The sequence below is a fragment of the Neorhizobium galegae bv. orientalis str. HAMBI 540 genome, assembly GCF_000731315.1.
Taxonomy (GTDB): Bacteria; Pseudomonadota; Alphaproteobacteria; order Rhizobiales; family Rhizobiaceae; genus Neorhizobium; species Neorhizobium galegae.
The window spans coordinates 1937186-1962738 of the sequence record NZ_HG938353.1 but is presented as its reverse complement, the minus strand read 5'-3'; the positions used below and the strand labels follow the sequence as shown (position 1 = coordinate 1962738).

Below are 25553 nucleotides of genomic sequence, written 5' to 3'. Positions count from 1 at the left end.
CGGTGGTGGCTTGCTTCCTGCAGCCTTTGCTATCCAGAGGAGTTGACCATGGCGGCGCACACTCAGCCCGGCCGACCCAATCAGTTATTCCGCAATCTCAATTCGAAGATTGCCTCGATCCCGATGATGCTGACAGCCGTGGTGATCTTCCTCGGCGGCACGATCTGGACCGTCGTTTATTCCTTCACCAATTCCAAACTCCTGCCGCGCCTGTCCTTCGTCGGTCTGGAACAGTATGAGCGGCTCTGGGATACGCCGCGCTGGATCGTCTCGATCCAGAATCTGGCGACCTACGGGTGCCTGTCGCTGATCTTCAGCCTGACGATCGGTTTCCTGCTGGCCGCGCTGATGGACCAGAAGATCCGTTTCGAAAACACGTTCCGGACGATCTTCCTCTATCCGTTCGCGCTGTCCTTCATCGTCACCGGCCTTGTCTGGCAGTGGATTCTCAATCCTGAATTCGGCGTGCAATCGGTCGTCCGCTCGCTCGGCTGGACGAGCTTCACGTTCGATCCGCTCTACAATTCCGATATCGTCATCTACGGCATCCTGATCGCCGCACTCTGGCAGGGGACGGGCCTCGTCATGTGCCTGATGCTCGCCGGGCTTCGCGGCATCGACGAGGACATCTGGAAGGCGGCGCGCGTCGACGGCATCCCGATGTGGAAGACCTATCTCTTCATCATCATCCCGATGATGCGGCCGGTCTTCGTCACCACGCTGGTCATCATCGCCAGCGGCATCGTCAGGATCTACGACCTTGTCGTGGCGCAGACGAGCGGCGGCCCCGGCATCGCCTCCGACGTGCCTGCCAAATACGTCTACGACTACATGTTCTTCGCCCAGAACCTCGGCCAGGGTTTTGCTGCATCCACCATGATGCTTCTCGCCGTCGCCATCATCATCGTTCCCTGGGCCTATCTCGAATTCGGAGGACGCAAGCGTGGATAAATCGCTCACGATGCCCGCCATTTCCGTGGCTGCGGGCTCCGGCCAGGCCGGCTCCCGGCTGAAAGCCGGTCCGCAGGGCAAACGCCCCCGCAAAACGCTCTCGTCGCGCAATATCATCGTCTATGGCGCGCTCGGTTTGGCGGCGCTCTATTATCTCGTGCCGCTCTACGTGATGGTCGTCACGTCGTTGAAGGGCATGCCGGAAATCCGCCTCGGCAATATCTTTTCGCCGCCGATGGAGATCACATTCGAGCCCTGGGTGAAGGCCTGGGCGCAGGCCTGCACGGGCTTGAACTGCGACGGTCTTTCGCGCGGCTTCTGGAACTCGGTTCGGATCACCGTGCCATCGGTGATCGTGTCGATCGCGATCGCTTCGGTGAACGGTTATGCGCTTGCCAACTGGCGGTTCAAGGGCTCGGAGATCTTCTTCACGATCCTGATCGTCGGTGCCTTCATCCCCTATCAGGTGATGATCTACCCGATCGTCATCGTGCTGCGCGAAATGGGCCTCTACGGCTCGCTCTACGGCCTCATCCTGGTGCATTCGATCTTCGGCATGCCGATCCAGACGCTGCTGTTCCGCAACTATTTCGTCTCGCTGCCTGAGGAACTGTTCAAGGCGGCCCGCATCGACGGGGCGGGTTTCTGGCAGATCTATTTCCGGATCATGCTGCCCATGTCGCTGCCGATCTTCGTCGTCTCGATGATCCTGCAGACCACCGGCATCTGGAACGACTTCCTGTTCGGCGTGGTGTTCACCCGGCCGGATACCTATCCGATGACCGTTCAGCTCAACAACATCGTCAATTCCGTCCAGGGCGTGAAGGAATACAACGTCAACATGGCGGCGACGCTGCTGACGGGTGCGGTTCCGCTGATCGTCTATTTCGTTTCCGGCCGGCTTTTCGTCCGCGGCATCGCGGCCGGCGCAGTCAAAGGATAAGCCTGATGCTCAACAATGTTTCCGCGCGCGCGCAGAGCAGCGTTTCCATCCGCGAACTGTCGCTGTCCTTCGGCTCGGTGAAGGTGCTCGAAAATCTCAACCTCGACATCCATGACGGCGAGTTCCTGGTCCTGCTCGGCTCGTCCGGCTGCGGCAAGTCCACGCTGTTGAACTGCATTGCCGGACTTCTCGAACCGACCGAAGGCCAGATCTTCATCAAGGACAAGAACGTCACCTGGGAAGAGCCCAAGGATCGCGGCATCGGCATGGTGTTCCAGTCCTACGCGCTCTACCCGCAGATGACGGTGGAAAAAAACCTCTCGTTCGGCCTGCGCGTCGCCAAGATCCCGAAAGCCGAGATCGATCGCCGCGTGGCACGCGCCTCCGGCATCCTGCAGATCGAACCGCTTCTCAAGCGCAAACCCTCGGAACTCTCCGGCGGCCAGCGCCAGCGCGTCGCGATCGGCCGAGCGCTGGTGCGTGATGTCGACGTCTTCCTGTTCGACGAGCCGCTGTCGAACCTCGATGCGAAGCTCCGCTCGGAGCTGCGAGTCGAAATCAAGCGCCTTCACCAGGCGCTCAAGAACACGATGATCTACGTCACCCACGACCAGATCGAGGCGCTGACGCTTGCCGACCGCATCGCCATCATGAAGAGCGGCGTCATCCAGCAGCTCGACGATCCGGTGACGATCTACAACAAGCCGAAGAACCGTTTCGTGGCAGCCTTCATCGGCTCACCGGCGATGAATTTTCTCACCGGCGAACTGGCGGAGGAGGGCGGCCGCGCCGTCTTCAGGACGAATGGGGTCAGCTTCGCTCTCGACGGTTATGACGCTTCCGAGCCGCTGAAGCCCGGGCGCAAGGTCACTCTCGGCGCCCGTCCGGAACATATCAAGGTGGACGGCGACATAACCGGCGGCGAAGTGCATGAAGCGATCGTCGATATCGAGGAGCCGATGGGCGCCGACAACCTGCTTTGGCTGAAGCATGCCGGCCATGTGATGTCGGTTCGCATCGGCGGCGCAAGGCGTTATGCCGTCGGCGCCAAGGTGCGCCTCGCCTTCGACATGACCATGGCCTCACTGTTCGACGCCGAGACGGAAGAGCGGATCTGATGTTTGCGTGCAGCCAGTTTCGCGGGGGCTTATTCGCTTTAAGCCAGGAGGCACCCCCCTCTGGCCTGCCGGCCATCTCCCCCACAAGGGGGGAGATCGACTCGCTGCAACGTCTCGCCATCCCCGGCGCTTATAGTGGGGCCGGTGAGCAGGTCCCTAGCCAATCTCCCCACCCGTGGGGGAGATGCCCGGCAGGGCAGAGGGGGGCTGGCCCGGTACGCCATAATTTTTCCGGACCGGCGCGATGACCATGATCGACCTCTCCGGCCCTTGGCAGCTCGCCTCTGCCGACGGAACACATCGCACCGAGATGCCGATCCCGGGCGACGTCCACACTGCGCTGAAGACGGCCGGCATTATCCCGGACCCGTATTACGGGCGCAACGAAAACGACGTGCAATGGGTCGCAAACAAGGACTGGACGATCGAGAGGCGCTTCACGCTCGATGATCCGGCCGGCTCCTGGTATCTCGACATCACCGATCTCGATACGGTCGCGACCGTCTTCGTCAACGATATCCCGGTGCTCCAGGCGGACAACTGCTTCCGCCGTTACCGGCCGGACGTGTCGAAGGCGCTCAAGGCCGGCGAGAACACGATCCGTGTCCTCTTCCGCTCCAGCATCGTCGAAGGCGCGGAGCGGCAGGGGCGCCAGCCGTTTTACATTCCCTATTCCACGAACAATTCGCCGATCCCCAACGGCAACATGCTGCGAAAGCCGCAATCCCATTTTGGCTGGGACTGGAATATCGCGATCGCGCCCCTCGGGCTTTACGGCGAGATTTCGCTGAAGAAGCTCGAAACCGCCCGCGTCGAACATGTCATCACCAGCCAGAGACATGAGGCCGATGCGGTCGATCTCATCGTCGCCGTAACGTTTTATGCCGAAGGGCAGGGCGTTCTGCCGGTCTTCTTCTCGCTCGGCGGTGAACGTGTCCGGCTCGATTGCGGCGTGCGCGCCGGCGAGACCACGGTGACCCATGTCTTCCACATCGATGACCCCAAACTCTGGTGGCCCTCCGGCAGTGGCGAACAGGGGCTCTATAAGCTGACGGTCGAGACCCCGACAGAGACCGTGACACGTCAGATTGGTTTGCGCACCGTCGAGTTGCTCACCGACCCGGACGAAGCCGGCAGCCGTTTCGCCTTCCGCGTCAACGGCCGCGAAATCTTCTGCCGCGGCGCCAACTGGATTCCGGCGGACGCGCTGTTCTCTCTGTCCGGCCCCGAAAAGACCGAGGACCTGCTGCGCTCCGCCGTCGATGCCAACATGAACATGATCCGGGTCTGGGGCGGCGGTTTTTATGAGCCGGACTGGTTCTACGACCTCTGCGACGAACTCGGCCTGATGGTCTGGCAGGATTTTCAGTTCGCCTGCAACCTCTATCCCTCGACCTCGGATTTCCTGGAAAATGTCTCGGCGGAAGTCGAGTACCAGGCCCGCAGGCTCATCTCGCATCCCTCGATCGTGCTCTGGTGCGGCGATAACGAGCTGGTCGGCGCGCTGACATGGTTTCCGGAATCCCGTGAGAACCGCGACCGATACCTCGTCTCCTACGACCGGTTGAACCGCGTCATCGAGCAGGCGCTAGAAAGGGCCGCGCCCGACGCCACCTGGTGGCCGTCCAGCCCCGCATCCGGCTATCTCGATTACGGCGATGCCTGGCATGCGGACGGTTCGGGCGACATGCATTACTGGTCGGTCTGGCATGAGAACAAACCGTTCGCCGACTACCGCTCCGTTCGCCCGCGCTTCTGCTCGGAATTCGGCTTCCAGTCCTATACGTCGCTGCCCGTCATCGAGACCTATGCTGCGGCCAAGGATATGAACATTGCCTCGCCGGTCATGGAGCATCACCAGAAGAATGCCGGCGGCAACGAGCGTATCGCCGGCACGATGTTCCGCAACTTCCGCTTTCCGACCGATTTCGCCAATTTCGTCTATCTGAGCCAGGTGCAGCAGGGATTGGCGATCAAGACGGCCGTCGATTTCTGGAGGTCGCTGAAGCCGCATACGATGGGTGCGCTCTACTGGCAGCTCAACGACACCTGGCCGGTGGCTTCGTGGTCGAGCCTCGACTATGGCGGCAGCTGGAAAGTGCTGCACTATATGGCGAAGCGCTTCTTCCAGCCGGTCACGGTTGCGGCGATCCCGTCAGATGACGGCCGGGAGATCCGTTTCTCGCTCGTCAATGACACAGCCGTCGATGTGGCGGTGACCCTCAATCTGTCGCTCCTGACGCTCCGGGGCGAGCGCAGCTCGCTTCGGAGCATCGAAGCCGTCTGCACACCCGATGCAGCCGTCACCGTGCTCACCTTGCCGAGCGCGGATATTCCCGACGGGTCGATCCTTTCCTGGAGCTTTTCCGCATCGAACGGCATGGCTGGCGAGGGGCATCATGTGCCGGGCAGCTACAAGGCCCTGGAGCTCGAACCGGCAGGGCTTGAGCTTGCCGTGTCTCCATCCGGTGATGGAGCTTTTGACCTCGTCGTCAAGGCTGACGGCCTTGCGCTTTTCGTGCTGATCGAGAGCGGCACGAACGGCCGTTATTCCGAAAATGCTTTCGATCTCGCCCGCGGCGAAAGCCGCAGCATCCGCTTCACGCCCGCCGCGCCGACGGACGCGATCCCGCAATTCCGCATCTACGACCTCTATTCCTGCCACGCAGCAGGCGAGGGTATTATCAAGGGAGGATCACTATGACGAAACTCGGTTTTCAGCTTTATTGCGCACGCAACTTTCCGCCGCTCGCAGATGTCCTGAAGAAGGTCGCGCAGGCGGGTTATACCGAGGTGGAAGGATATGGCGGAATTTATGCCAATCTCGACGAGTTGTCGCTGAAGACGCTCAAAGGTGATCTCGATGCCAACGGCCTGACCATGCCGACCGGTCATTTCGGCATCGACCTTCTCGAAAAGGAGCCGGAACAGGCGCTGCTGATCGCCAGGACGCTCGGCGTCGAGGCGATCTATTGCCCGCATCTGCTTGCCGACCAGCGCCCGACCGATGCCGCCGGATGGTTCGCCTTCGGCCAGCGGCTGCAAAATGTCGGCAAACGCTATTGGGATGCCGGCTACACGTTCGGCTGGCATAACCATGACTTCGAGTTCAAGACTTTGTCGGACGGCTCGACGCCGCAGGAACAGCTCCTTGCCGGCGGTCCTGACCTTGCCTGGGAAGCGGATATCGCCTGGGTCATCCGCGGCGGCGCCGATCCGTTCGCCTGGATCGAGAGCTACGCCAAGCGGATCACCGCCGTTCACGTCAAGGACATCGCGCCGGCCGGCGAAAACGCGGACGAGGATGGCTGGGCCGATGTCGGCCACGGCACCGTTCCGTGGAAGGACCTGATGGCGGCGCTGAAGAAGACGTCCGCAAAACATTACGTCCTCGAACACGATAACCCGAAGGACCTCGACCGGCTGCTGACGCGCTCGATCGCTTCCTTCAAGACCTATTGATCACAGATTTTTCGGAGTTTTCCATGCCCAAGGAACTTGGCGTCGGCATCATGGGATGCGGCAATATTTCCACGACCTACTTCAAGCTGTCGCCGCTCTTCAAAGGCCTGAAGGTTCTCGCCTGCGCGGATCTCAACGCGCAGGCAGCCCAAATGCGCGCCGAGGAATACGGCGTCAAGGCACAGTCGATCGTGCAGATGCTTGCCAATGACGAGCTCGACGTGATCGTCAACCTGACCATCCCGGCGGCGCATTTCGCGGTCTCGAAAGCAATTCTCGAAGCCGGCAAGCACGTCTACTCGGAAAAGCCCCTCGTCATCACGCTGGAGGAGGGCAAGGCGCTGCAGGCGCTTGCCAAGGAGAAGGGCCTGTCGGTCGGCTGCGCGCCGGACACCTTCCTTGGCGGCGCGCATCAGCTCGCGCGCAAATATATCGACGAGGGCGGTGTCGGGCGCATCACGTCAGGCACCTGCCACGTAATGAGCCCGGGCATGGAAATGTGGCATCCGAACCCCGGCTTCTTCTTCCTTGAAGGCGGAGGGCCTATCCTCGATCTCGGCCCCTATTACATCGCCAACCTGATCAACCTGATCGGTCCGGTGAAGCGGGTCGGCGCACTCACCTCCATGGCGAGCCCGACGCGCAATGTCACCAGTGAGGGACCGTTTAAAGGACAATCGATCCCGGTAGAGACGCCCACCAACATCCACGCGCTGCTCGAATTCGTCAACGGCGCGACCATCACGCTGTCGGCCAGCTGGGATGTCTGGTCGCACCGCCACGCCAACATGGAACTCTACGGCACCGAGGGCTCGATCTTCGTGCCCGACCCGAACTTCTTCGGCGGCACGGTCGAGGCAAGCGGCCGCAACAAGGATATCCAGCCGCTGGAGCCCTGGGGTCACCCGTTCGGCATCGACAACCAGGAACATCCGCAGGGGCCGCGCGCCAACTATCGCACGGCCGGTCTTGCGGACATGGCGATAGCGCTGATCGAGGGTCGCGATGCCCGGTGCTCGCTGGAGCGCACGCTCCACGGCGTCGACGTCATGACCTCGATCCTGAAATCCGGCGAGGAAGGGCGGTTCATCGAGCTTTCGACCACCTGCACCCAGCCGGCGGCGCTTGGCATCGACGAGGCGCTGGCGCTTCTGCGCTGATCGGCTATGAATGCGGCGCGCACCGCCTGAGACACCGGCGCGCCGCATTTCATTCGGAGGATTTCGATCATGACCTGGCAACCAGCGTCCAACCGCTACGAAACCATGAAGTACAACCGCTGCGGCCGTTCGGGACTGAAGCTCCCGGCGATCTCGCTTGGCCTCTGGCACAATTTCGGCGACGACACGCCGCATGAACGCAAGGTCGCGATCACCCGCAAGGCCTTCGATCTTGGCATCACCCATTTCGACCTCGCCAACAATTATGGTCCCTTGCCGGGCAGCGCCGAGACCGCCTTCGGCCAAATCCTGCGCGAAGACTTCAAGGGATATCGCGACGAACTGATCATCTCGTCGAAGGCCGGCTACAACATGTGGCCCGGTCCCTATGGCGAATGGGGCAGCCGCAAATACCTGATCTCCTCCTGCGACCAGAGCCTGAAGCGGATGGGTCTCGACTATGTCGACATCTTCTATTCGCACCGCTTCGACCCGGATACGCCTCTCGAAGAGACGTGCGGCGCGCTCGATCACATCGTCCGCTCGGGCAGGGCGCTCTACGTCGGCATCTCGTCCTACAATTCGAAGCGCACCCAGGAAGCGACGGCGATCCTGAAGGAACTCGGCACGCCGATCCTTATCCACCAGCCGAGCTACTCGATGATCAACCGCTGGGTCGAGGAGGATGGCCTGCTCGATACGCTGGAAGATCTCGGCCTCGGTTCGATCGTCTTTTCGCCACTGGCGCAAGGCATGCTGACCTCGAAATATCTCGGCGGCATTCCGGAAGACAGCCGTGCCGCGCAGGGCAAGTCGCTGCGGCCGGCCTTCCTGAACGACCGGAACATCGCCAACCTTAAGGCGCTTAACGCAATTGCGGAAAAGCGTGGCCAGACGCTGGCGCAGATGGCGCTCGCATGGGTCCTGCGCGGCGGCCGCGTGACCACGGCACTGATCGGCGCCAGCCGCCCGGAACAGGTCGAGGACTGCGTCAGGTCGCTCGACAATCTGGAGTTCACGGCGGCCGAACTCGCCGAGATCGACACCTACGCCAAAGATGCCGACATCAACCTCTGGGCCAAATCGGCCGAGCGGGCAGGGCCGGCGCGGTAAGGGGGCGCGGTAAGGGAAGGGCGGCTTCGAGCTGCCCCTCATCCCCCTGCCAGGACCTTCTCCCCGTTCTGACGGGGAGAAGGGAGATGTGGCACGGCCGCGCTCCGAAGTCCTTCTCCCCGCAAGCGGGGAGAAGGTGGCGGCAGCCGGATGAGGGGCAAGGACTCAGTTTCTATTTTGGGAGGAGAACATGATCCACAACCCGATCTTGCCGGGCTTCAATCCCGATCCGTCCATCTGCCGCGTTGGCGAGGATTATTACATCGCTACCTCGACCTTCGAATGGTACCCGGGTGTGCAGATCCATCATTCTCGCGACCTGGTGAACTGGACGCTCAAGCGCCGGCCGCTGGAGCGGGCAGGCCAGCTCGATATGCGCGGCAATCCCGACAGCTGCGGCATCTGGGCGCCGTGCCTCTCTTATTCCGACGGGCTGTTTTTCCTGGTCTATACCGACGTCAAACGCTTCGACGGCAATTTCAAGGACGCGCATAACTACATCGTCACTTCGCCGACGATCGAGGGCGAATGGTCCGATCCGATCTATGTGAACTCCTCCGGGTTCGATCCGACGCTCTTCCACGACGACGACGGCCGAAAGTGGTTCCTCAACATGCAATGGAACCACCGCACCGAGAGTTACGGCGGGGCGCCGAAACATCCGGCCTTTGACGGCATCCTGCTGCAGGAGTGGGATTTCGAGACGAGGGCACTCAAGGGCCCGATCAAAAACATATTCGCCGGCAGCTCGCTCGGCCTGGTCGAGGGGCCGCATGTGTTCAAGCGCAACGGCTGGTATTACCTGACGACTGCCGAGGGTGGCACAGGGTACGACCATGCCGTCACCATGGCGCGCGCTCGCTCGCTCGACGGGCCGTATGAGATGCATCCGCAGACACATCTGATCACCTCGAAGGACCATCCGAAAGCCGTTCTGCAGCGAGCCGGCCATGGCCAGTACGTCGAAACGCCTGAAGGCGAAGCGTACCACACCCATCTCTGCGGCCGGCCGCTCGCCCCGCAACGCCGCTGCACGCTCGGCCGCGAGACCGCGATCCAGAAATGCATCTGGGAGGACGATTGGCTCTATCTCGCCCAGGGCGGCGTCGTTCCGGATGTCGACGTACCGGCACCGAGCGATGCCAGACGTATCGAGCAGCCTGCCCACATCGAGCGCTCATTTGACGACAAGGTCCTGCCGCCGGAATTCCAATGGCTGCGCACGCCTCATCCGGAACGGCTGTTCAGCCTGACCGAGCGTCCCGGTCGCTTGCGCCTTTTCGGCCGCGAAAGCATCGGTTCCTGGTTCGAACAATCGCTGGTCGCCCGCCGTCAGGAGCATCATTCCTTCCGCGCCGAGACGGTGGTCGATTTCTCGCCCGAGACCTACCAGCAGGTCGCCGGCCTGACGCACTATTACAATCGCCACAAGTTCCACTCGCTGGTGGTGACCCTGCACGAAAAGCTTGGCCGCGTGGTGACGGTCTTATCCTGCCCGGGTGATTTTCCGCATGGGCGCATGAGCTTTCCGGCAGGGAGCGGCGTTTCCATACCCGACGGCCCGGTACATCTCGCCATGGAGATCCGCGACAACGACCTGCAATTCTTCTGGCGCGCCGGCGGCTCCAACGATTGGCAGGAACTTGGTCCGGTGCTCGATGCCGGCGTCATCTCCGACGAGGGCGGCCGCGGCGAACACGGCTCCTTCACCGGCGCATTTGTTGGCCTCTTCGCCTTCGATACGTCGGGGCGGGCGAAGACTGCCGATTTCGATTACTTTGTTTATGAGGCGCTGTAGTTATGCCGCCGGATCGAAAATCTGACGATCGTCAGTTCGATCTTGTGAGCTGAGATTATGCGTTTTCGATTTTGAATTTGCTAATGCAGTAAATTCAAAATCTTAGGATATTACCGGAAGTATATAATTTCATTACAGAAATGTAATGCGATAGTTCAGATACGGTTCATCGTTCGGGTCCTAGTTTCCGAGTGTGGTCAACACGAGGAGACACCCAATGAAAAAGTTCTTTGCAATCCTTCTTTCCGCAACCGTGCTTGCCGCTCCGCTTGCGGCCCAGGCGCAGGATCATCATTCGCCTCCGGAACGGACCAGGACCGTGACCCGCACGGTGACGGTTCAGAAGAAGGTCGTGGTCGTAAAGCCGCGCTGGTCCAAGGGTCATCGCATGACGGCTGCCGAACGTCGCCGCATGGCGGAGGTCCGAGACTATCGCCGTTACCGCCTGTCGGCTCCGCCACGCGGTTACCACTGGGTCAAGGTCGACAATGATTTCCTGCTGGTCGGCATCGCGAGCGGTGTGATCTCGAGTTTCATCGTGGCTCGCTGAGAAGGATCGGCCTGCGGGGGTATTTGCCTTCCCTCCCGCAGGCCTCGCACGTTCGCCGCTATGCGTACCGGCCGCCGCACTTTTCGTTGCCCGACCTTACGTCCCCTGCGACAGGCAATTCTTCATGGAGCTCGCAAGCCCACGCATCAGCTCGAAATAAAGGCCGGGACCGGGCTTCAGCGTCGCGGCTTCGGGGTCGAGCGTGCCTGAACGGGCAGGCGTGCCTTCCGTCACCACCGCCACCAGCTTCGGCTCGAACTGCGGTTCTGCGAAGACGCAGGTGGCACCCAGTTCCTTCACCTTCTTCTGGATCTGACCGACACGTTCGGCGCCGGGCATTGTCTCGGGGCTGACGGTGATCGAACCCGCGACGCTCACCCCATAACGATTCTCGAAATATTGATAGGCATCGTGGAAGACGATGAAGGGCTTGTCTTTGACCGGCGCGACCGTTGCCTTGAGCTCCGTATCAAGCGTGTCGAGATCCTTCATCAGCGCGGCACCATTCGCCTGATAAGCGGCGGCATTCGCCGGGTCGGCGCCGACCAGCGTCTTTTCGATTTCCTCAGCCATCGCCTTGGCATTCATCGGGTCGAGCCAGAGATGCGTGTCGAAGCCGCCATGCCCATCGTGGTCGTGCTCGGCATGATTTTCGGCGGCGTGGTCGTGATCACCGTGCTCATGGTCGCCATGTTCATGTGCGTCCTCGGCCTCATGTCCGTGATCGTGTGCCTCGAAGGCGCCGCTCTCGCGGAAGGGCAGTTTTTGCAATCCGGGTGCATCCTCCAGCTCGATCACCGTTGCCGAGGCCGCCAGCGCATCCAGCGGCTTTTCGAGGAAGGCCTCGATACCGGGGCCGATCCAGAAGATCACGTCGGCGCTTTCGATCGCCGCGGCATTGGAGGGTTTCAGCGAGAATGTATGGGGCGAGGCGGCGCCATCGACGATCAGTTTCGGCTCGCCGACACCCTTCATGATCGAGGCGACGAGCGAATGGATCGGCTTGATCGAAACCACCACGTCCGGCGCCGCCAAGCCTTGGCCTGCACCCACGAAAAATGTCGCGGCGGAGAGGAGGGAGATCGAAGCCCGTTTCATGCTGCGTCCTTGTATTCCATAGTAATGTTATTACATCAATTGCGTTATGCTATAACGTGTGTCATAGCCACTGACAACAGGGAATCCGGAAAAGCATGCTGATGTCCAATCGGGCTCGTGCCCCCAAAACCGAAAGCCAATTGGTATCGCTTGCCAATGCCGGCATTCGCCGGGATGGCCGTTGGTTGGTGCGAGGCGTCGATTTCTCGATCCGGCGCGGCGAGGTCGTAACGCTGATCGGTCCGAATGGTGCCGGCAAGTCGACGACAGCGAAACTGGCGATTGGCGTGTTGCGCCCGGACGAAGGATCGGTCGCAAGATTGCCCGGCCTGCGCGTCGGTTATGTCCCGCAGAAACTGGCGATCGACTGGACCATGCCGCTTTCCGTGCGTCGGCTGATGCGGCTGACCGGCCCGCTTAATGACACCGATCTTCTGGCGGCGCTGGCCTCGACCGGCATCTCCCATCTCATCGACGCCGAGGTCCGGCATCTGTCCGGCGGCGAGTTCCAGCGGGCGCTGCTGGCCCGGGCGATCGCCCGCAAGCCGGACCTGATGGTGCTCGACGAACCGGTCCAGGGCGTCGATTTTGCCGGCGAGAGCGCGCTTTACGACCTGATCCGCTCGATCCGCACCGCGACCGGCTGCGGTATCCTGATGATCTCGCATGATCTGCATATGGTCATGGCCGGCACCGACACGGTCATCTGCCTCAACGGCCATATCTGCTGCCGCGGCACGCCGGAAGTGGTGAGCCAGAGCGCCTACTACCTGAAATTGTTCGGCAATTCACGTTCGCTGGCAGTCTACAGCCACCATCACGATCACACCCATCTGCCAGACGGCCGGGTGATGCATGGCGACGGTTCGGTCACCGATCACTGCCATCCCGATGACGGGCATCATGATCAGGATGGGCACGACCATGCGCATGATCACGACCATTCGCATCACCACCACCAAGGCGATCATGCCGAGGCGAAGGGAGAGGGCCGTGCTTGACGACTTCTTCACCCGCGCGCTCGTCGCCGGCATCGGCGTCGCATTGACGGCCGGGCCGCTCGGCTGTTTCGTCGTCTGGCGGCGGATGGCCTATTTCGGCGACACGATGGCGCATTCGGCGCTGCTCGGGGTGGCGCTGTCGCTGTTCTTCCAGATCAACCTGCTGGTCGCGGTCTTCGGCGTCGCGGTTATCGTCTCGCTGCTGCTTCTGGCACTGCAGCGGCGGCAATCGCTGTCGGCGGATGCGCTGCTCGGCATTCTCTCCCATTCGGCTTTGGCGATCGGCCTCGTGCTCGTCGCGTTCATGACCTGGGTGCGGATCGACCTCATCGCCTTCCTGTTCGGCGATATCCTCGCGGTGACGCGCACCGATATCGCACTGATCTGGGGCGGTGGCGTGTTGGTGCTGGCGGCGCTCGTCTGGCTCTGGCGACCGCTGATCGCGTCCACGGTCAGCGAGGATGTGGCCGAAGCCGAGGGTATGAAGCCGGCGCAAACGCGGCTGCTCTTCATGCTGCTGATGGCGCTGGTTATCGCCATCGCGATGAAGATCGTCGGCATCATGCTGATCACAGCGCTTTTGATCATCCCTGCGGCGACGGCCCGGCGGTTTTCAGCAAGCCCGGAGCTGATGGCGGTGCTCGCCTCGCTGATCGGCGCGCTCGCCGTGGTCGGCGGCCTGTTCGGCTCGCTACACTACGATACGCCGTCCGGCCCTTCCATTGTGGTCGCGGCGCTCTTACTTTTCATTTTAAGCCTGCTTCCCGCTGCGGGTAAAAACACGGCCGAAAAGGCTGGCAACCAAGGAGTGCGATAATGAACGCACCAGTTTCAACACCGACATCCGCTCCGGCGCTGACCAAAAACCAGTCGCTCGTCTTCGACGTTCTCGACCGCGCCGATGCGCCTGTGAGCGCCTATACGATCCTCGACCGGCTGCGCGACCACGGTTTTCGTGCGCCGCTGCAAGTTTACCGCGCGCTCGACAAGCTGCTCGAATTTGGCATGGTTCATCGGCTCGAAAGCCTCAACGCCTTCGTTGCCTGCGCACATCCGGAAAGCGAATGCTGCGGCAAGGGGCACGGCCACGGGCATGGCACCGTGGCATTTGCGATCTGCGAAAGCTGCGGCCATGTCTCGGAATTTCATGACCATGAGGTCGATCATCGCCTGAGCGACTGGGCAAAGAGCAAAAACTTCAAGCCTGCCAAGACGACGATCGAAATCCGCGGCCTGTGCGGTGCCTGCGCCGCCTAAAGAAGCCGAAGGTCGCGGGCGAACCGCTTCCAGTTGGCAACATAGCGGATGGCCGACTGTTTCAGCTTCTCGGCAGCCTCGTCGTCAAGCACCCGCATAACTTTCGCCGGCGAGCCGACGATCAGGGAGTTGTCGGGATATTCCTTGCCTTCGGTGACCAACGCATTGGCGCCGACCAGACAGTTCCTGCCGATTTTTGCGCCGTTCAGGATCGTCGCACCCATACCAACCAATGAATTGTCGTCGATCGAGCAGCCATGGATGATCGCGTGGTGGCCGATCGTGCAGTTTTCGCCGATCGTTACCGGATAGCGCGGATCGGTATGGATCATCACGCCTTCCTGGATGTTCGAACCCTTGCCGACGACGATCGGCTCGTTGTCGCCGCGCAGCACCGAGCCGAACCAGATGCCGACATCCTCGCCGAGTTCGACCTTGCCGATGATGGTTGCATCCGGCGCCAGCCAGAAACGGTCGGCGCCGGGCGTTTTCGGCTCGAATTCTCCGAGTGCATAGATCGGCATGGTTTTTCCTCCCTGTCGCGGTTTCGTCAGGCGACCGTCAGCGACAGCGTTCCGACGCCGTCGATGCCGCAGGTGACCTTGTCGCCGCGCGCCACGGCGCCGACGCCGGCCGGCGTGCCCGTCATGATCACATCGCCCGGAGCGAGGACGAACAGTTTCGACAGTTCGGCGATGATCTCCGGCAGTTTCCAGATCAGCTGATTGAGGTCGCCGGACTGTTTTCGTGCGCCGTTGACGTCGAGCCAGACCGCGCCTGTCTGCGGATGACCGATCTTTTCGGCCGGGACAAGAGCGGAGACGGGGGCCGATTTCTCGAAAGCCTTGGCGGCTTCCCACGGACGGCTCATCTTCTTGGCGACATCCTGCAGGTCGCGGCGGGTGAAATCGATGCCGACGGCGTATCCATAGACCTTGGTCAGCGCGTCCTCCACCGAAATATCGGCGCCGCCGCCGGAGAGCGCCACGACCAGTTCCACTTCGTGGTGGACGCTGGAGGAGAGCGGCGGATAGGGGAAGGTCTCGCCGTTATAGATGTTGTCGGCATTCTTCTGGAAAAAGAACGGCGGCTCGCGGGTCGGATCGCCGCCCATCTCGATCGCGTGTTCGGCATAGTTGCGGCCGACGCAATAGACCCGGCGCACCGGAAAGCGCTCCGCCACTCCCTCGACCGGCAAAAGAACGGTTTCGGGCATGGGGATCACGGTCGCGAGCATGGAAGACATCCTGGGAAAACTGTGGGCACGGGTCAATAAAGACGGTGCCCTTTGTCTCTCAATTCGCCGATTAATCCTAGCACTTTTTCAAGAGCCGAGGAAAGCTTGCACTCCGCTGCGGAAGGTTTCGTCGAGTTCAATTTCAACCCTTGATAGTTCATGCTAGGTTATTTCAGTGATTCGTTGAATAAGCCGGGCAGGGCATTCGGCGGCCACTCTCGTCAATAGTGCCACCGATCCGCGGCATTGAGGCGGCCTCACGAACACAGTTGGATATTACAACGGCTGAGCTGCGGGGCTCATTGTATCGAGCGTCAGGTTCCCGAGCCGGTGCCAGAATGGGGCTACCTGGTTGTCGACACAGCAGATACTCACCGGCGATTTCCTGGCGGGCGGTGGCGAAATGGCCGAGCTCGTCCGAACAAAGGACTGGAGCCACACACCGCTGGGGCCGATCGATCAATGGCCCCAAAGCCTCAAGACAACCGTCAGTCTTTGTCTCGCCTCGAATTTTCCGATCAACGTGATCTGGGGCGACGAAAACATCCAGATCTACAATGACGGCTATCGCACCGTCTGCGGCGAGGCCCATCCACGGGCTCTCGGGGAGGATTACAGCGTCACGTGGTCGAGCGCCTGGCCGGCGATCGGCGAACCTTTTCGTCAGGCGCGCCAAGGCAATACGTCATTCCTCGAAAACCAGCGGATGTTTCTGACCCGCAACGGTTATCTGGAGGAGACGTTTTTCACCTTCTCGCTTTCCCCGATCCGAGACGAGACCGGTGAGATCGGCGGCCTGTTCCATCCGGTGACGGAGACGACGGCCACCATGCTGTCGGAACGACGGACGCGCGCACTCCGGGATTTGAACGCCAGTCTGGCTTTGGCGGAAGACATGGACGACCTGTCGCAGCGCATAGTTGAAGTCCTTGCCCAGTTCGAATTCGATCTGCCGCTTCTTCTTCTTTATCATCTGTCTCCGGACGGGAGCAGTTATGGGCTTGCAGCGCAGTATGGTCTGCCGTCTCGACGCCTCGCATCCATGGCCACAATCGATGCGCACTCGAATGCCCCATGGCCGATGAAGAGGGCACTGGCGACAGGCGGCCCTCTTGGGGTCAACGGTCTTTCCGAATTCTTCGAGGGTGCGGGGCCTTATGATGAGCCTTCCGATCGGGCGCTCCTTCTTCCCATCGCCGTCCCCGGCCTGGACCTGCCTCCGGTCTTCGTGGTGGCTGGCGCCTCGCCACGCCTGCCTTTCGACGACACCTATATGGGCTTCTACGAACTGCTTGCGACCGCGATCTCCGCCGCCGTCAGCGCAGTGCGGGCGCGTAGCGACGAGCGGCGGCGGGCCGAAGCGCTGGCTGAAATCGATCGCAGCAAGACCATGTTCTTTTCGAACGTCAGCCATGAGTTCCGTACGCCGTTGACGCTGATGCTGGGGCCGCTCGCCGACGTGCTTCAGCAGCCGGACGGGCTTTCTGTCGATGACAGGCAGCGGATTGTTGTTGCCCAGCGCAATGGCCAACGGCTGTTGAAACTGGTCAACACTCTGTTGGACTTTTCGAGGATCGAGGCGCAGCGCGTGCAGGCCTCCTTCGAACCGGTCGATATCGGCAGCCTGACCGCAGAACTGGCATCGAATTTCCGATCCGCGATCGAACAGGCCGGGCTGAGGCTGGTTATCGATGTCGCGGACTTGCCCCAGCCGGTCTATCTCGATCGGGATCTCTGGGAAAAGATCGTCCTGAACCTGCTGTCCAACGCGTTCAAATTCACATTCCAGGGCGAGATACGCATCAGCGTGAGGCCGTCGGACGACGGGGAACGGGCCGAAATCGAAATACGCGACACCGGCACGGGGATTGCGGCCGAGGAGTTGCCGCGCCTGTTCGAGCGTTTTCACCGCATCGAGGGTGCGAAAGGCAGATCATTCGAGGGCTCCGGCATCGGGCTCGCCCTGGTGCAGGAACTGGTGCATCTTCAGGGCGGGGAAATCCGAGCCGAAAGCCGGCTTGGCGAAGGCACGTCCTTCTCGATCTCGATGTCGTTCGGAAAGGGGCACATCCCTCCGGAACAAATGCGAATGTCCCAGCCGGTCGAGAATAATACCGGCAGACGCCGGGCTTTCGTCGATGAAGCGATGTCATGGCTGACGACAAGCGCTGCTGCCGGCGCCGCTTTGATATCGCCAGCCGGGAGCACGGAGATGGCCGAAACGCTCGCTCCGACGGGGCATGTCCTTCTGGCGGACGACAATGCCGATATGCGTGCCTATGTGGAGCGGCTGCTGTCGACATCCGGCTTCACGGTCGAGACGGCGGCTGATGGCGAGGCGGCGCTTAACGCCGCACGCCTCAGACGGCCGGACCTCATCGTTTCCGACGTCATGATGCCAGGACTCGACGGATTTGGCCTGCTGTCGAGGATACGGGCCGACGACGATCTCCGAGATCTGCCCCTCATCCTCCTTTCCGCCCGAGCCGGAGAAGAGGCAAGGCTGGAGGGGATTCGGGCCGGTGCCGATGATTATCTTGTGAAGCCCTTTTCAGCTCGAGAACTGGTCGGGCGCATTTCGGCGTCCATCAGGCTGTCGCGCGATCGGCGCGAGGCGCTTCTGAAGGAAAACGCTGCGCGCCTGGAAGAGCTTAATGCGGATCTGGAGCGCCGCGTTCTGGAACATTCGCGCGAGCGGGGACGGACGTGGAAATATAGCCCGGACCTGTTGTCGGTGATCGATTGTCAGACCGGCCTATTCGAAAAGACCAATCCCGCCTGGGAGAAGACCCTTGGTTTGCAAGAGGAGCTGCTGCTGGGCACGCCTTTGCGGGCGCTCCTTCATCCCGACGACGTCGTCGCCAGCGAAACTGCGTTTCAGGCGGCGCAAACCGGCGTGCCCGTGCTTCACTTCGAAAACCGATGCCGGACCCGCGAAGGCGACCATCGCTGGCTCTCCTGGGTGGCTGTCGTCGTCGATGACAAACTCTATTCCAGCGCCCGTGACGTCACCGAGCAGAGAAGACGCGACGACGAGCTGAGGAAAACACAGGAAACGCTGCGCCAGGCCCAGAAGATGGAGGTGATCGGTCAGCTCACCGGCGGGGTCGCGCATGATTTCAACAACCTGCTGATGGTGATCTCCGGTGGACTGGATGTCCTCGACAAACGCGACGATCCGGCGCGGCGTGAGCGCATCAAAAGCGGCATGCTGCAGGCGGTCAATCGCGGAGCGTCGCTCACCAGGCAATTGCTGACCTTTGCCCGGCGGCAGCCATTGAAACCGCAGCCGATCGATCTTCGCCACCAGATTTCCGAGATGCGCGAACTTCTCGACCGGACCCTAAGCGGAGACATCAGCATCGATGTCGACGTCGATATGGGAGTGTGGCCGGTACAGGCCGATCCGGCCGAACTCGAACTCGTCCTCCTGAACCTTTGCGTCAATGCGCGCGATGCGATGCCGGATGGCGGGACGATCATCATCAGCGCGTCCAACTCCGTCGTCGATGCGTCGGGTCAAAGGGGCGACGTGGTGAAGATCACTGTTGCCGACAGCGGGATGGGAATGCAGCCCGAGGTTCTCAAGCGGGTGTTCGAGCCGTTCTTCACCACGAAGGACATCGGCAAGGGATCGGGACTGGGTCTTGCGCAAGTTTATGGTTTCGTCGAGGCTTCCGGCGGATCGGTCGAGATCAACAGCGAACCGGGCGTCGGGACAGCTGTAGACCTCTGGCTTCCCCGGTCGATCGAAGCGTCATTGGAGGCGACCAGCAACCATTCGTCCCGTGCCCAGGGGGACGCCGACAGGAGCGTCGCCGGAAAAATCCTGGTCGTGGAAGACGACGACAGCGTCGCTATGCTGGTCAACGACATGCTCGACCAACTTGGCTATTCCGTAACCCGCGTCGATGGGGCAGCCGCTGCGCTGAGCGTGCTCGCGTCCGATGCCGAGCCGGACTTGATGTTTTCCGACATCATGATGCCCGGCGGCATCAATGGCGTGGATCTCGCCAGGGAGGTCAAGCAAAGACATCCAAGACTGCCGATCCTGCTCACGTCGGGTTATGCGGACGTGCTCAAGAGCGCTGCGACCGCGGAAGGCGTGGAGATTTTGCCAAAACCCTACAGTCTGCGGCAGCTTTCGGAGGCTCTTCGGGCAACGATCCCGGATGCCCGCGAATGACGCGGGCCAGGTGCGATTATTGCAGCAGGTTCGCGAGGCTGTAGAACGCCGCCGATATCGCTGCAGTTGCCGGCATCGTCACAATCCAGGCAATCACGATGTTGCCGGCGAGCCCCCAACGTACCGCTGAGACCCGCCGTGCCGCGCCGACGCCAACGATCGCTCCGGTGATCGTGTGCGTTGTCGAGACGGGAATGCCGAGCCAGGTCGCTCCGAACAGTGTCAGCGCTCCGCCCGTCTCGGCGCAGAAACCCTGCATCGGGTTGAGCCTCGTGATCTTCGAGCCCATGGTATGGACGATCCGCCACCCACCGAAGAGCGTGCCGAGAGCCATTGCCGATTGGCAGGAGATCACCACCCAGAAGGGCACGTAGAACGTCGAGCCGAGATATCCCTGGCTGAACAACAGCACCGCGATGATGCCCATCGTTTTCTGCGCGTCATTGCCGCCGTGGCCGAGGGAGTAAAGCGACGCGGAGATGAACTGCATCACGCGAAATGTCCGGTCCACCGCGAATGGCGTTTGCCGAACGAAAAGCCAGGATACCAGGAGCACGAGCATCAGGGCGAGCAAGAAGCCGATGGCCGGCGACAGGAAAATCGCTCCGACCGTCTTGCCCAGGCCACTCCAGACAATCGAGCTGAAGCCGACCTTTGCCAGGCCGGCTCCCACCAGCCCGCCGACAAGCGCATGCGACGAACTGGACGGAATTCCGAAGATCCAGGTGACAATATTCCAGATGATCGCTCCCATGAGGGCGGCAAAGATCACCTGCGGCGAAACGATCGCAGGATCGATAATGCCTGTGCCGAGCGTTTCCGCCACATGCAGGCCGAAGAAAAGGAAAGCGATGAAATTGAAGAAGGCCGCCCAGGCAACCGCATATTGCGGCCGCAGGACACGGGTCGAGACGATCGTCGCGATCGAATTGGCCGCGTCATGAAGGCCATTGAGGAAGTCGAAGAACAGAGCGACGGCGATCAGGCCGAAGAGAAGTGGCAAGGCGAGAGAGGTATCCATCAAACGTTCTCGATGACAATGCCGCTGATCTCGTTGGCGACATCCTCGAAACGGTCGACGACCTTTTCCAGTTCGCCATAGATCTCGCTACCGATCATGTAGGCCATCGCATTGCCGCTCGCCCCGTGACGTCGGTAGAGGTCTTTCAGGCCCTGATCATGAAGGTCGTCCGAACGGCCTTCAACGCGGGTAACCTCCTCGGCGATCGCTGCAAGACGTTGGGCGTTGGTGCCGACCTTGTCGAGAAGGGGGATTGCTTCCGAAATGAGGTTCGCCGCCTTGACGATTTCGCTGCCCATCTGCTGCATCAGCGGATCGAAGCCGGACTGCTCGAACAACCGGATCGTCTTGACCGTCTTGTGCATCATGTCGATCGCATCATCCATCGACTGGATGAGATCCTTGATGTCGCCGCGATCGAAGGGGGTGATGAAGCTCCGCCGGACGGCAAGAAGAACGTCCCGAGTGATATCGTCGGCCTCATTTTCCAATGTGACGATCAGTTCGCAGTTTTTCTCGACCTCGTTGCCCTTGAGGAGCTGATCAAGCGCGTGGGCCGCTGCGACGACGGTCTTCGAATGAGTTGAAAACATTTCGAAGAATTTGTCTTCTCGTGGCATCAGCTTACGAAAAATACTCATCATGCCATGCGACCTTCCCATGCGGCTGACTGTCATAAATGTGTCATAAACACGCTCAGGCAATTGAAGCAACAAGCAAAATCGACAGTTTGATCGACATGAAATCTGCGAAGAAGACCACGAAGCCTCGGCCGGACAAGTCACAGACGCTGCTCAAGCAGCTTGCGGTCGTTCCGGACAGGCTGTTCGCCGGGGCGTTTCGCCAACAATATGGCGCCTTGTGCTTTCGGTATCGGAAAGACGGACCTGGTATCGAAGTCCTGGTGATCACGTCGCGTGAGGCTGGACGCTGGGTTATCCCCAAAGGATGGCCGATGAAGGGGAAAAAGCCCTTCGAAGCGGCGGCGACCGAAGCCTGGGAAGAAGCAGGCGTGAGCGGGGCGGCGAAAAAGAAGCCGGTCGGCCACTATACCTATCTGAAAGAACTCGACGACGGCAATGTGGCTCCGTGTATTGTGGACGTGTTCCAGATCGAAGTCACGGAGGTCCGAAGTGGCTTCAAGGAACAGGGGCAGCGCGTTCTCGAATGGGTCAGCCCCGACGAAGCGGCACGACGCGTTCGCGAGATCGAATTGAAGTCGCTGCTCGTGGAATTTAAGCCGCAGGGCCGCAAGAAGCGCAATCGCGGTTAATTCTGAACCGGGTCGGCGGCGCTCTGGTGGATGGTCCTGCTCTGCAGCAGTTCGCCTTGCCGTTCCAGGACCGGATAGGCCGTGGCTGCAACGAGATGCGAATTGATCTGCTTGAAATCCCGCAACAGGTCCAGGTGCAGGGAGGTGCTCTCCGCCGTGTCGACATCGCCGTTACGCAGCCGCTTGAAATGAGCGTTGGTGCCATCGCGTTCCGCCCGCCGGAAGACGATCTTTTCGTCGGCGAGCATGCGCGCGACGCGCTCGTCCTGCGACATGAAAAGGGCGGCGGCGGTGCGCAGATTGGTGGAGAGGCGGTCCAGCAGGCCGTTGAGCTCAAGCTGCCCCTCCTTCGAAAAGGTCATGCCTCGGCGCAACCTTTTGGCAAGATGGGGAAGCACGTTCTGGTCGAGGACGTCGCCTGCGTGTTCCAGACCGGTCGAAAACAGCAGAATTTCGTCGAGTCGTCTCCGGTCGCTGTCGCTGAACTCTTCGGGATCGATGGATGTGAGATACCGTTTGACTGCCGTGTTCAGGCGGTCGAGGACATTGTCCTTCTGTCGCAATTCCGACAGGGCGCGGCGATCGGTGCTCGTCAACGCAGACTTTGTTCCCGCCAGCATCTCCTCCAGCACGTCGACCAGACGCAGGACTTCCCGCGCCGCCGCCTGCAGCGCCACGACCGGCGTTTCCTTGGCGGACGGATCGAGATATCGCGGCTGGCCGGGATCGCTCTCGTCGATCCGCTGCGGCATCAGCCGAACGAGAGCGTTTGCAAAGGGCGTGAGGAGCGGCATGAAGACGACTGCGACCACGAGATTGAAGGCCGTGTGGAAATTGGCGACCAACCGAGCGCCGTCGCTCTCGATCTGCATCATCAGAGAGGTAATCGGGGAGAGGAGCGCAAGCGCTGCCAGAACGCCGATGATCCGGGTGATCAGATTGCCGATCGGAAGCCGCTTGGCCGAAAGATCGTTGCCGGACTGTCCCTCGACGACCGGATTGATCGCCGTCCCGAGATTGGCGCCGAGGGTGAGCGCGAAAGCCTGATAGGGATCGATCAGCCCTTGGGCCGAAAGCGACATGACGAGCAGGACCACCGCAACGCTCGAATGGGCTGCCCAGGTCAGTGCGGCAGCGAGCAGGAGGCTGAGGAGGGGGGTGGTCGATATGGCCGAAAGAACCGCAGAGAAGGCCGGTGTGCCGGCATATTGCGTCAGTACTTCGAGCAGTTGATGCAGGGCAAGCAGCATGAAGCCGAGGCCGATAAACACGCGGCCGAGATCATGGACCTGCGGATTTTGCGTGCGGCGGAACATCAGGACGCCGAGCAATATCAGAGCCGGCGACGCGGCGGCGACGTCAAAGGACAGAACCTGGACGATGAGCGTGCTGCCGACATTGGCGCCCAGCATGACGGCAAGCGCGGGGACAAGAGCAACCAGCCCCTCGGCTGCGAACCCCGACGCCATCAGTCCGGTCGCCGTGCTGCTCTGGAGAATTGCCGTGACGCCCATTCCGGACAAAAAGGCTTTCATCCGATTGTTCAGTGCGCGACCGAGAAACGACCGGAGGCTCGGCCCGAAAGCACGCTGGATGCCCGTCTGCACCATCCGCGTCCCCCAGAGAAGAAGCGCTATGTGTCCGGCAAGGGTAACGATCGCAATGATGAAGGGCATGGCATTCTCGTAAAAACAGTCGGATGGGAAAGCCGGACAAGTGCCGCAAGATATTAGCCAGCTAATATAGTCGCCGGATTCTATTGCTTTTTCAAGGCTCTGATCTGGCTGTTTGACCGGCCGGGGGCCGCCGCCCTGCGGGACTGCCCGACTAAGCCTGTTCCTGGCACATTCCGAAGGCGGGCGATCTTCTGCCTGCGACCCATTGCGGTCGCTCACCGTTCAACGCGGCATTCTCCTTTTGTAAGCACTCGGTGCCTTATTCAACCACCTCGAAGCGGACGCGGCTCAAGCTGACCAGGCCGGAGACAATCGCGCAGATGCCGGCCAGAACGAGCGCGATATTCGGTGCGCTCGATAGGGGCATGGTCTGGAAAATGATTGACATGGAGATACCGCCAAAGGTTTGACCAAGGAGGCGTGCCGTGCCTTGCATGGCTCCCGCAGCACCGCTGCGTGCTTTCGGCGCGGACAGAAGTAGAGTTCGGTTATTCGGCGTCTGGAACAGGCCAAAACCGATTCCAGCGAGGACAGTGCCGGCCAAAAAGGCAATTCCTCTTGGATCGGAAGGAGAGAGGCCCGCGACGAGGAGGCCTGCGGCCAGCAACCCGCCCCCGGAAGCGCAAAGCCACGCCGTCTTGACGCGATTGGCCAGCCACCCTGAAATCGGCGCCGCGACCATCGTCGCGGCGGGCCAGGGCACCATGTAAAGTCCCGCCAGAACCGGTGACATATGCAGGGTGTGCTGAAGGTAGAACGGCAGCGCGACATAGCTGAGCATCTGACCGGTAAAACACGATACCGATGCGATGATCGCAAGCCGGAAGGCTGGCCTGGCCAAAAGGTCGGTCGGAACAATCGGCGTCTCGTTCTTGCGCTCAAGGCGCAGCAGCACGCGAAGGCACAGGATGGAACCGACGATCAGGATCGAGCCGCTGATCGGTTCGCTGGCTATCCGGTCCGCACCGGAGAAGAACAATATGAACATCAGCGTGTTGGCGACCAATACGGCAGCATTCAGGTGCCGCTTCACCCCTGGCAGGTGACCCAGAAAGCCGCCACACAAAAGGACGATGAGGCCCAGCGGCACATTGACGGCAAATAACCAGGGCCAATCGGCGACGGAAAGGATTGCTCCGGCAACACCTGGCCCTGCGGCGGAAGAAATCGCGATGATCATCGCATTGAGGCCGATAATGGTTCCGAACAGCCGGTGCGGCACGGCAAAGCGCAGGTTCATCATGCCCAGGGCCATGATCGCGCCTGCACCCAGCCCTTGCGCAAATCGGGAAGCCACGAGAACGGGAAGATTTCCGGCGAGGGCACATGCTGCCGAAGCCACCGTGAAGAGAGCGACGCCGATCAGGAATACGCGCCGCGGGCCATGGATTTCGCCCAACGCGCCGCAGGGCAGAAGTGCGACAAGCACGGCAAGCTGATAACTTGATACGACCCAGACAGTGTCGCTGGCATCGGCCCCGAGCGAGGCGGCGATCGATGGCAGCGCGACATTGGCGATCGCTCCATCCAGCACGACGAGGACGAGCGTCGTCAAAAGCACTGCGACCGCCAGGTACCTTCGGGGTGACGTCAAGCCATCGTGGGCAAGGTTTGCGGGTGACGTTACGGACATGGGAGAAACACCGGTTCGTTGAGCTTCCCCATCGATATCCGCAGGCTTACATTTGCGCCAGACGCAACACATGCAA

Annotated in this window: 21 protein-coding genes; 14 read left to right on the top strand and 7 right to left on the bottom strand. The window is 61.1% G+C overall.

The features are described from left to right. The first annotated feature begins 48 nt into the window (after nt 1–48). From RG540_RS09920 to RG540_RS09880, 9 genes are all read left to right on the top strand, one after another. Complete coding sequence (locus RG540_RS09920; RefSeq protein ID WP_007760323.1) at nt 49–951, top strand: carbohydrate ABC transporter permease; 903 nt, start codon at nt 49–51, stop codon at nt 949–951. Between the two features lie 10 nt (nt 952–961). Further along, nucleotides 962–1894: a carbohydrate ABC transporter permease gene (locus RG540_RS09915; protein ID WP_038593468.1), complete on the top strand. Its 933-nt coding sequence runs from the start codon at nt 962–964 to the stop codon at nt 1892–1894. Nucleotides 1895–1899: 5 nt separating this feature from the next. Then, nucleotides 1900–3012, top strand: a complete 1113-nt coding sequence (locus RG540_RS09910) for an ABC transporter ATP-binding protein (RefSeq protein WP_038587258.1) — start codon at nt 1900–1902, stop codon at nt 3010–3012. A gap of 244 nt (nt 3013–3256) precedes the next feature. Next, nucleotides 3257–5716, top strand: a complete 2460-nt coding sequence (locus tag RG540_RS09905) for a beta-mannosidase (protein ID WP_038587256.1) — start codon at nt 3257–3259, stop codon at nt 5714–5716. Then, complete coding sequence (locus RG540_RS09900; RefSeq protein WP_038587255.1) at nt 5713–6474, top strand: sugar phosphate isomerase/epimerase family protein; 762 nt, start codon at nt 5713–5715, stop codon at nt 6472–6474. Before RG540_RS09905 ends, RG540_RS09900 begins: the two co-directional genes overlap by 4 nt. Before the next feature lie 23 nt (nt 6475–6497). After that, nucleotides 6498–7634, top strand: coding sequence for a Gfo/Idh/MocA family protein (locus tag RG540_RS09895; RefSeq protein WP_038593465.1), 1137 nt, complete (start codon nt 6498–6500; stop codon nt 7632–7634). A 69-nt stretch (nt 7635–7703) separates the two neighbouring features. Further along, nucleotides 7704–8747, top strand: coding sequence for an L-glyceraldehyde 3-phosphate reductase (gene mgrA, locus RG540_RS09890; protein ID WP_038587253.1), 1044 nt, complete (start codon nt 7704–7706; stop codon nt 8745–8747). Between the two features lie 190 nt (nt 8748–8937). Then, nucleotides 8938–10545, top strand: coding sequence for a glycoside hydrolase family 43 protein (locus RG540_RS09885; protein WP_038587251.1), 1608 nt, complete (start codon nt 8938–8940; stop codon nt 10543–10545). A 217-nt stretch (nt 10546–10762) separates the two neighbouring features. Then, nucleotides 10763–11095, top strand: a complete 333-nt coding sequence (locus tag RG540_RS09880) for an RcnB family protein (RefSeq protein ID WP_038587249.1) — start codon at nt 10763–10765, stop codon at nt 11093–11095. A 96-nt stretch (nt 11096–11191) separates the two neighbouring features. Here the strand turns inward: RG540_RS09880 and RG540_RS09875 are convergent, their stop codons facing one another. Beyond that, nucleotides 11192–12193, bottom strand: a complete 1002-nt coding sequence (locus tag RG540_RS09875; RefSeq protein ID WP_038587247.1) for a zinc ABC transporter substrate-binding protein — start codon at nt 12191–12193, stop codon at nt 11192–11194. 95 nt (nt 12194–12288) lie between these two features. On the opposite strand from RG540_RS09875, the gene RG540_RS09870 reads away from it, so the two are divergent. Genes RG540_RS09870 through RG540_RS09860 form a run of 3 tightly spaced genes read left to right on the top strand, consistent with a single transcriptional unit; the run spans nt 12289 to nt 14451 of the window. After that, on the top strand, nt 12289–13194 hold the full coding sequence (locus tag RG540_RS09870) for an ATP-binding cassette domain-containing protein (RefSeq protein WP_051909319.1): 906 nt from the start codon (nt 12289–12291) through the stop codon (nt 13192–13194). After that, the gene (znuB, locus tag RG540_RS09865) at nt 13187–14011 is read left to right on the top strand and encodes a zinc ABC transporter permease subunit ZnuB (RefSeq protein ID WP_038587246.1); all 825 of its coding nucleotides are present in this window, start codon (nt 13187–13189) and stop codon (nt 14009–14011) included. Before RG540_RS09870 ends, znuB begins: the two co-directional genes overlap by 8 nt. Then, the gene (locus RG540_RS09860; protein ID WP_038587244.1) at nt 14011–14451 is read left to right on the top strand and encodes a Fur family transcriptional regulator; all 441 of its coding nucleotides are present in this window, start codon (nt 14011–14013) and stop codon (nt 14449–14451) included. Before znuB ends, RG540_RS09860 begins: the two co-directional genes overlap by 1 nt. On the opposite strand, the gene RG540_RS09855 is transcribed toward RG540_RS09860, so the two are convergent. Then, nucleotides 14448–14975, bottom strand: a complete 528-nt coding sequence (locus RG540_RS09855) for a gamma carbonic anhydrase family protein (RefSeq protein WP_038587241.1) — start codon at nt 14973–14975, stop codon at nt 14448–14450. The two genes, RG540_RS09860 and RG540_RS09855, sit on opposite strands and share 4 nt — an antisense overlap. A gap of 26 nt (nt 14976–15001) precedes the next feature. Further along, nucleotides 15002–15688 (bottom strand): fumarylacetoacetate hydrolase family protein, encoded by a 687-nt coding sequence (locus RG540_RS09850; RefSeq protein WP_038587239.1) that lies wholly within the window; start codon nt 15686–15688, stop codon nt 15002–15004. A 352-nt stretch (nt 15689–16040) separates the two neighbouring features. On the opposite strand from RG540_RS09850, the gene RG540_RS09845 reads away from it, so the two are divergent. After that, a complete protein-coding gene (locus RG540_RS09845; RefSeq protein ID WP_051909317.1) occupies nt 16041–19874 on the top strand; it encodes an ATP-binding protein in 3834 nt (1277 codons plus the stop codon). 16 nt (nt 19875–19890) lie between these two features. Here RG540_RS09845 and RG540_RS09840 read toward each other — a convergent pair whose 3' ends face one another. Beyond that, on the bottom strand, nt 19891–20895 hold the full coding sequence (locus tag RG540_RS09840; protein ID WP_038587237.1) for an inorganic phosphate transporter: 1005 nt from the start codon (nt 20893–20895) through the stop codon (nt 19891–19893). Next, nucleotides 20895–21539: a DUF47 domain-containing protein gene (locus tag RG540_RS09835; protein WP_038587235.1), complete on the bottom strand. Its 645-nt coding sequence runs from the start codon at nt 21537–21539 to the stop codon at nt 20895–20897. Before RG540_RS09835 ends, RG540_RS09840 begins: the two co-directional genes overlap by 1 nt. A gap of 95 nt (nt 21540–21634) precedes the next feature. Here RG540_RS09835 and RG540_RS09830 point away from each other — a divergent pair, with 95 nt between their 5' ends. After that, complete coding sequence (locus RG540_RS09830; protein ID WP_038593456.1) at nt 21635–22168, top strand: NUDIX hydrolase; 534 nt, start codon at nt 21635–21637, stop codon at nt 22166–22168. On the opposite strand, the gene RG540_RS09825 is transcribed toward RG540_RS09830, so the two are convergent. Together RG540_RS09825 and RG540_RS09820 are read right to left on the bottom strand one after the other, a co-directional pair. Beyond that, complete coding sequence (locus RG540_RS09825; protein ID WP_038587233.1) at nt 22165–23844, bottom strand: Na/Pi cotransporter family protein; 1680 nt, start codon at nt 23842–23844, stop codon at nt 22165–22167. The two genes, RG540_RS09830 and RG540_RS09825, sit on opposite strands and share 4 nt — an antisense overlap. Nucleotides 23845–24103: 259 nt before the next feature. Then, the gene (locus RG540_RS09820) at nt 24104–25405 is read right to left on the bottom strand and encodes an MFS transporter (RefSeq protein ID WP_038587231.1); all 1302 of its coding nucleotides are present in this window, start codon (nt 25403–25405) and stop codon (nt 24104–24106) included. Between the last annotated feature and the right edge of the window lie 148 nt (nt 25406–25553).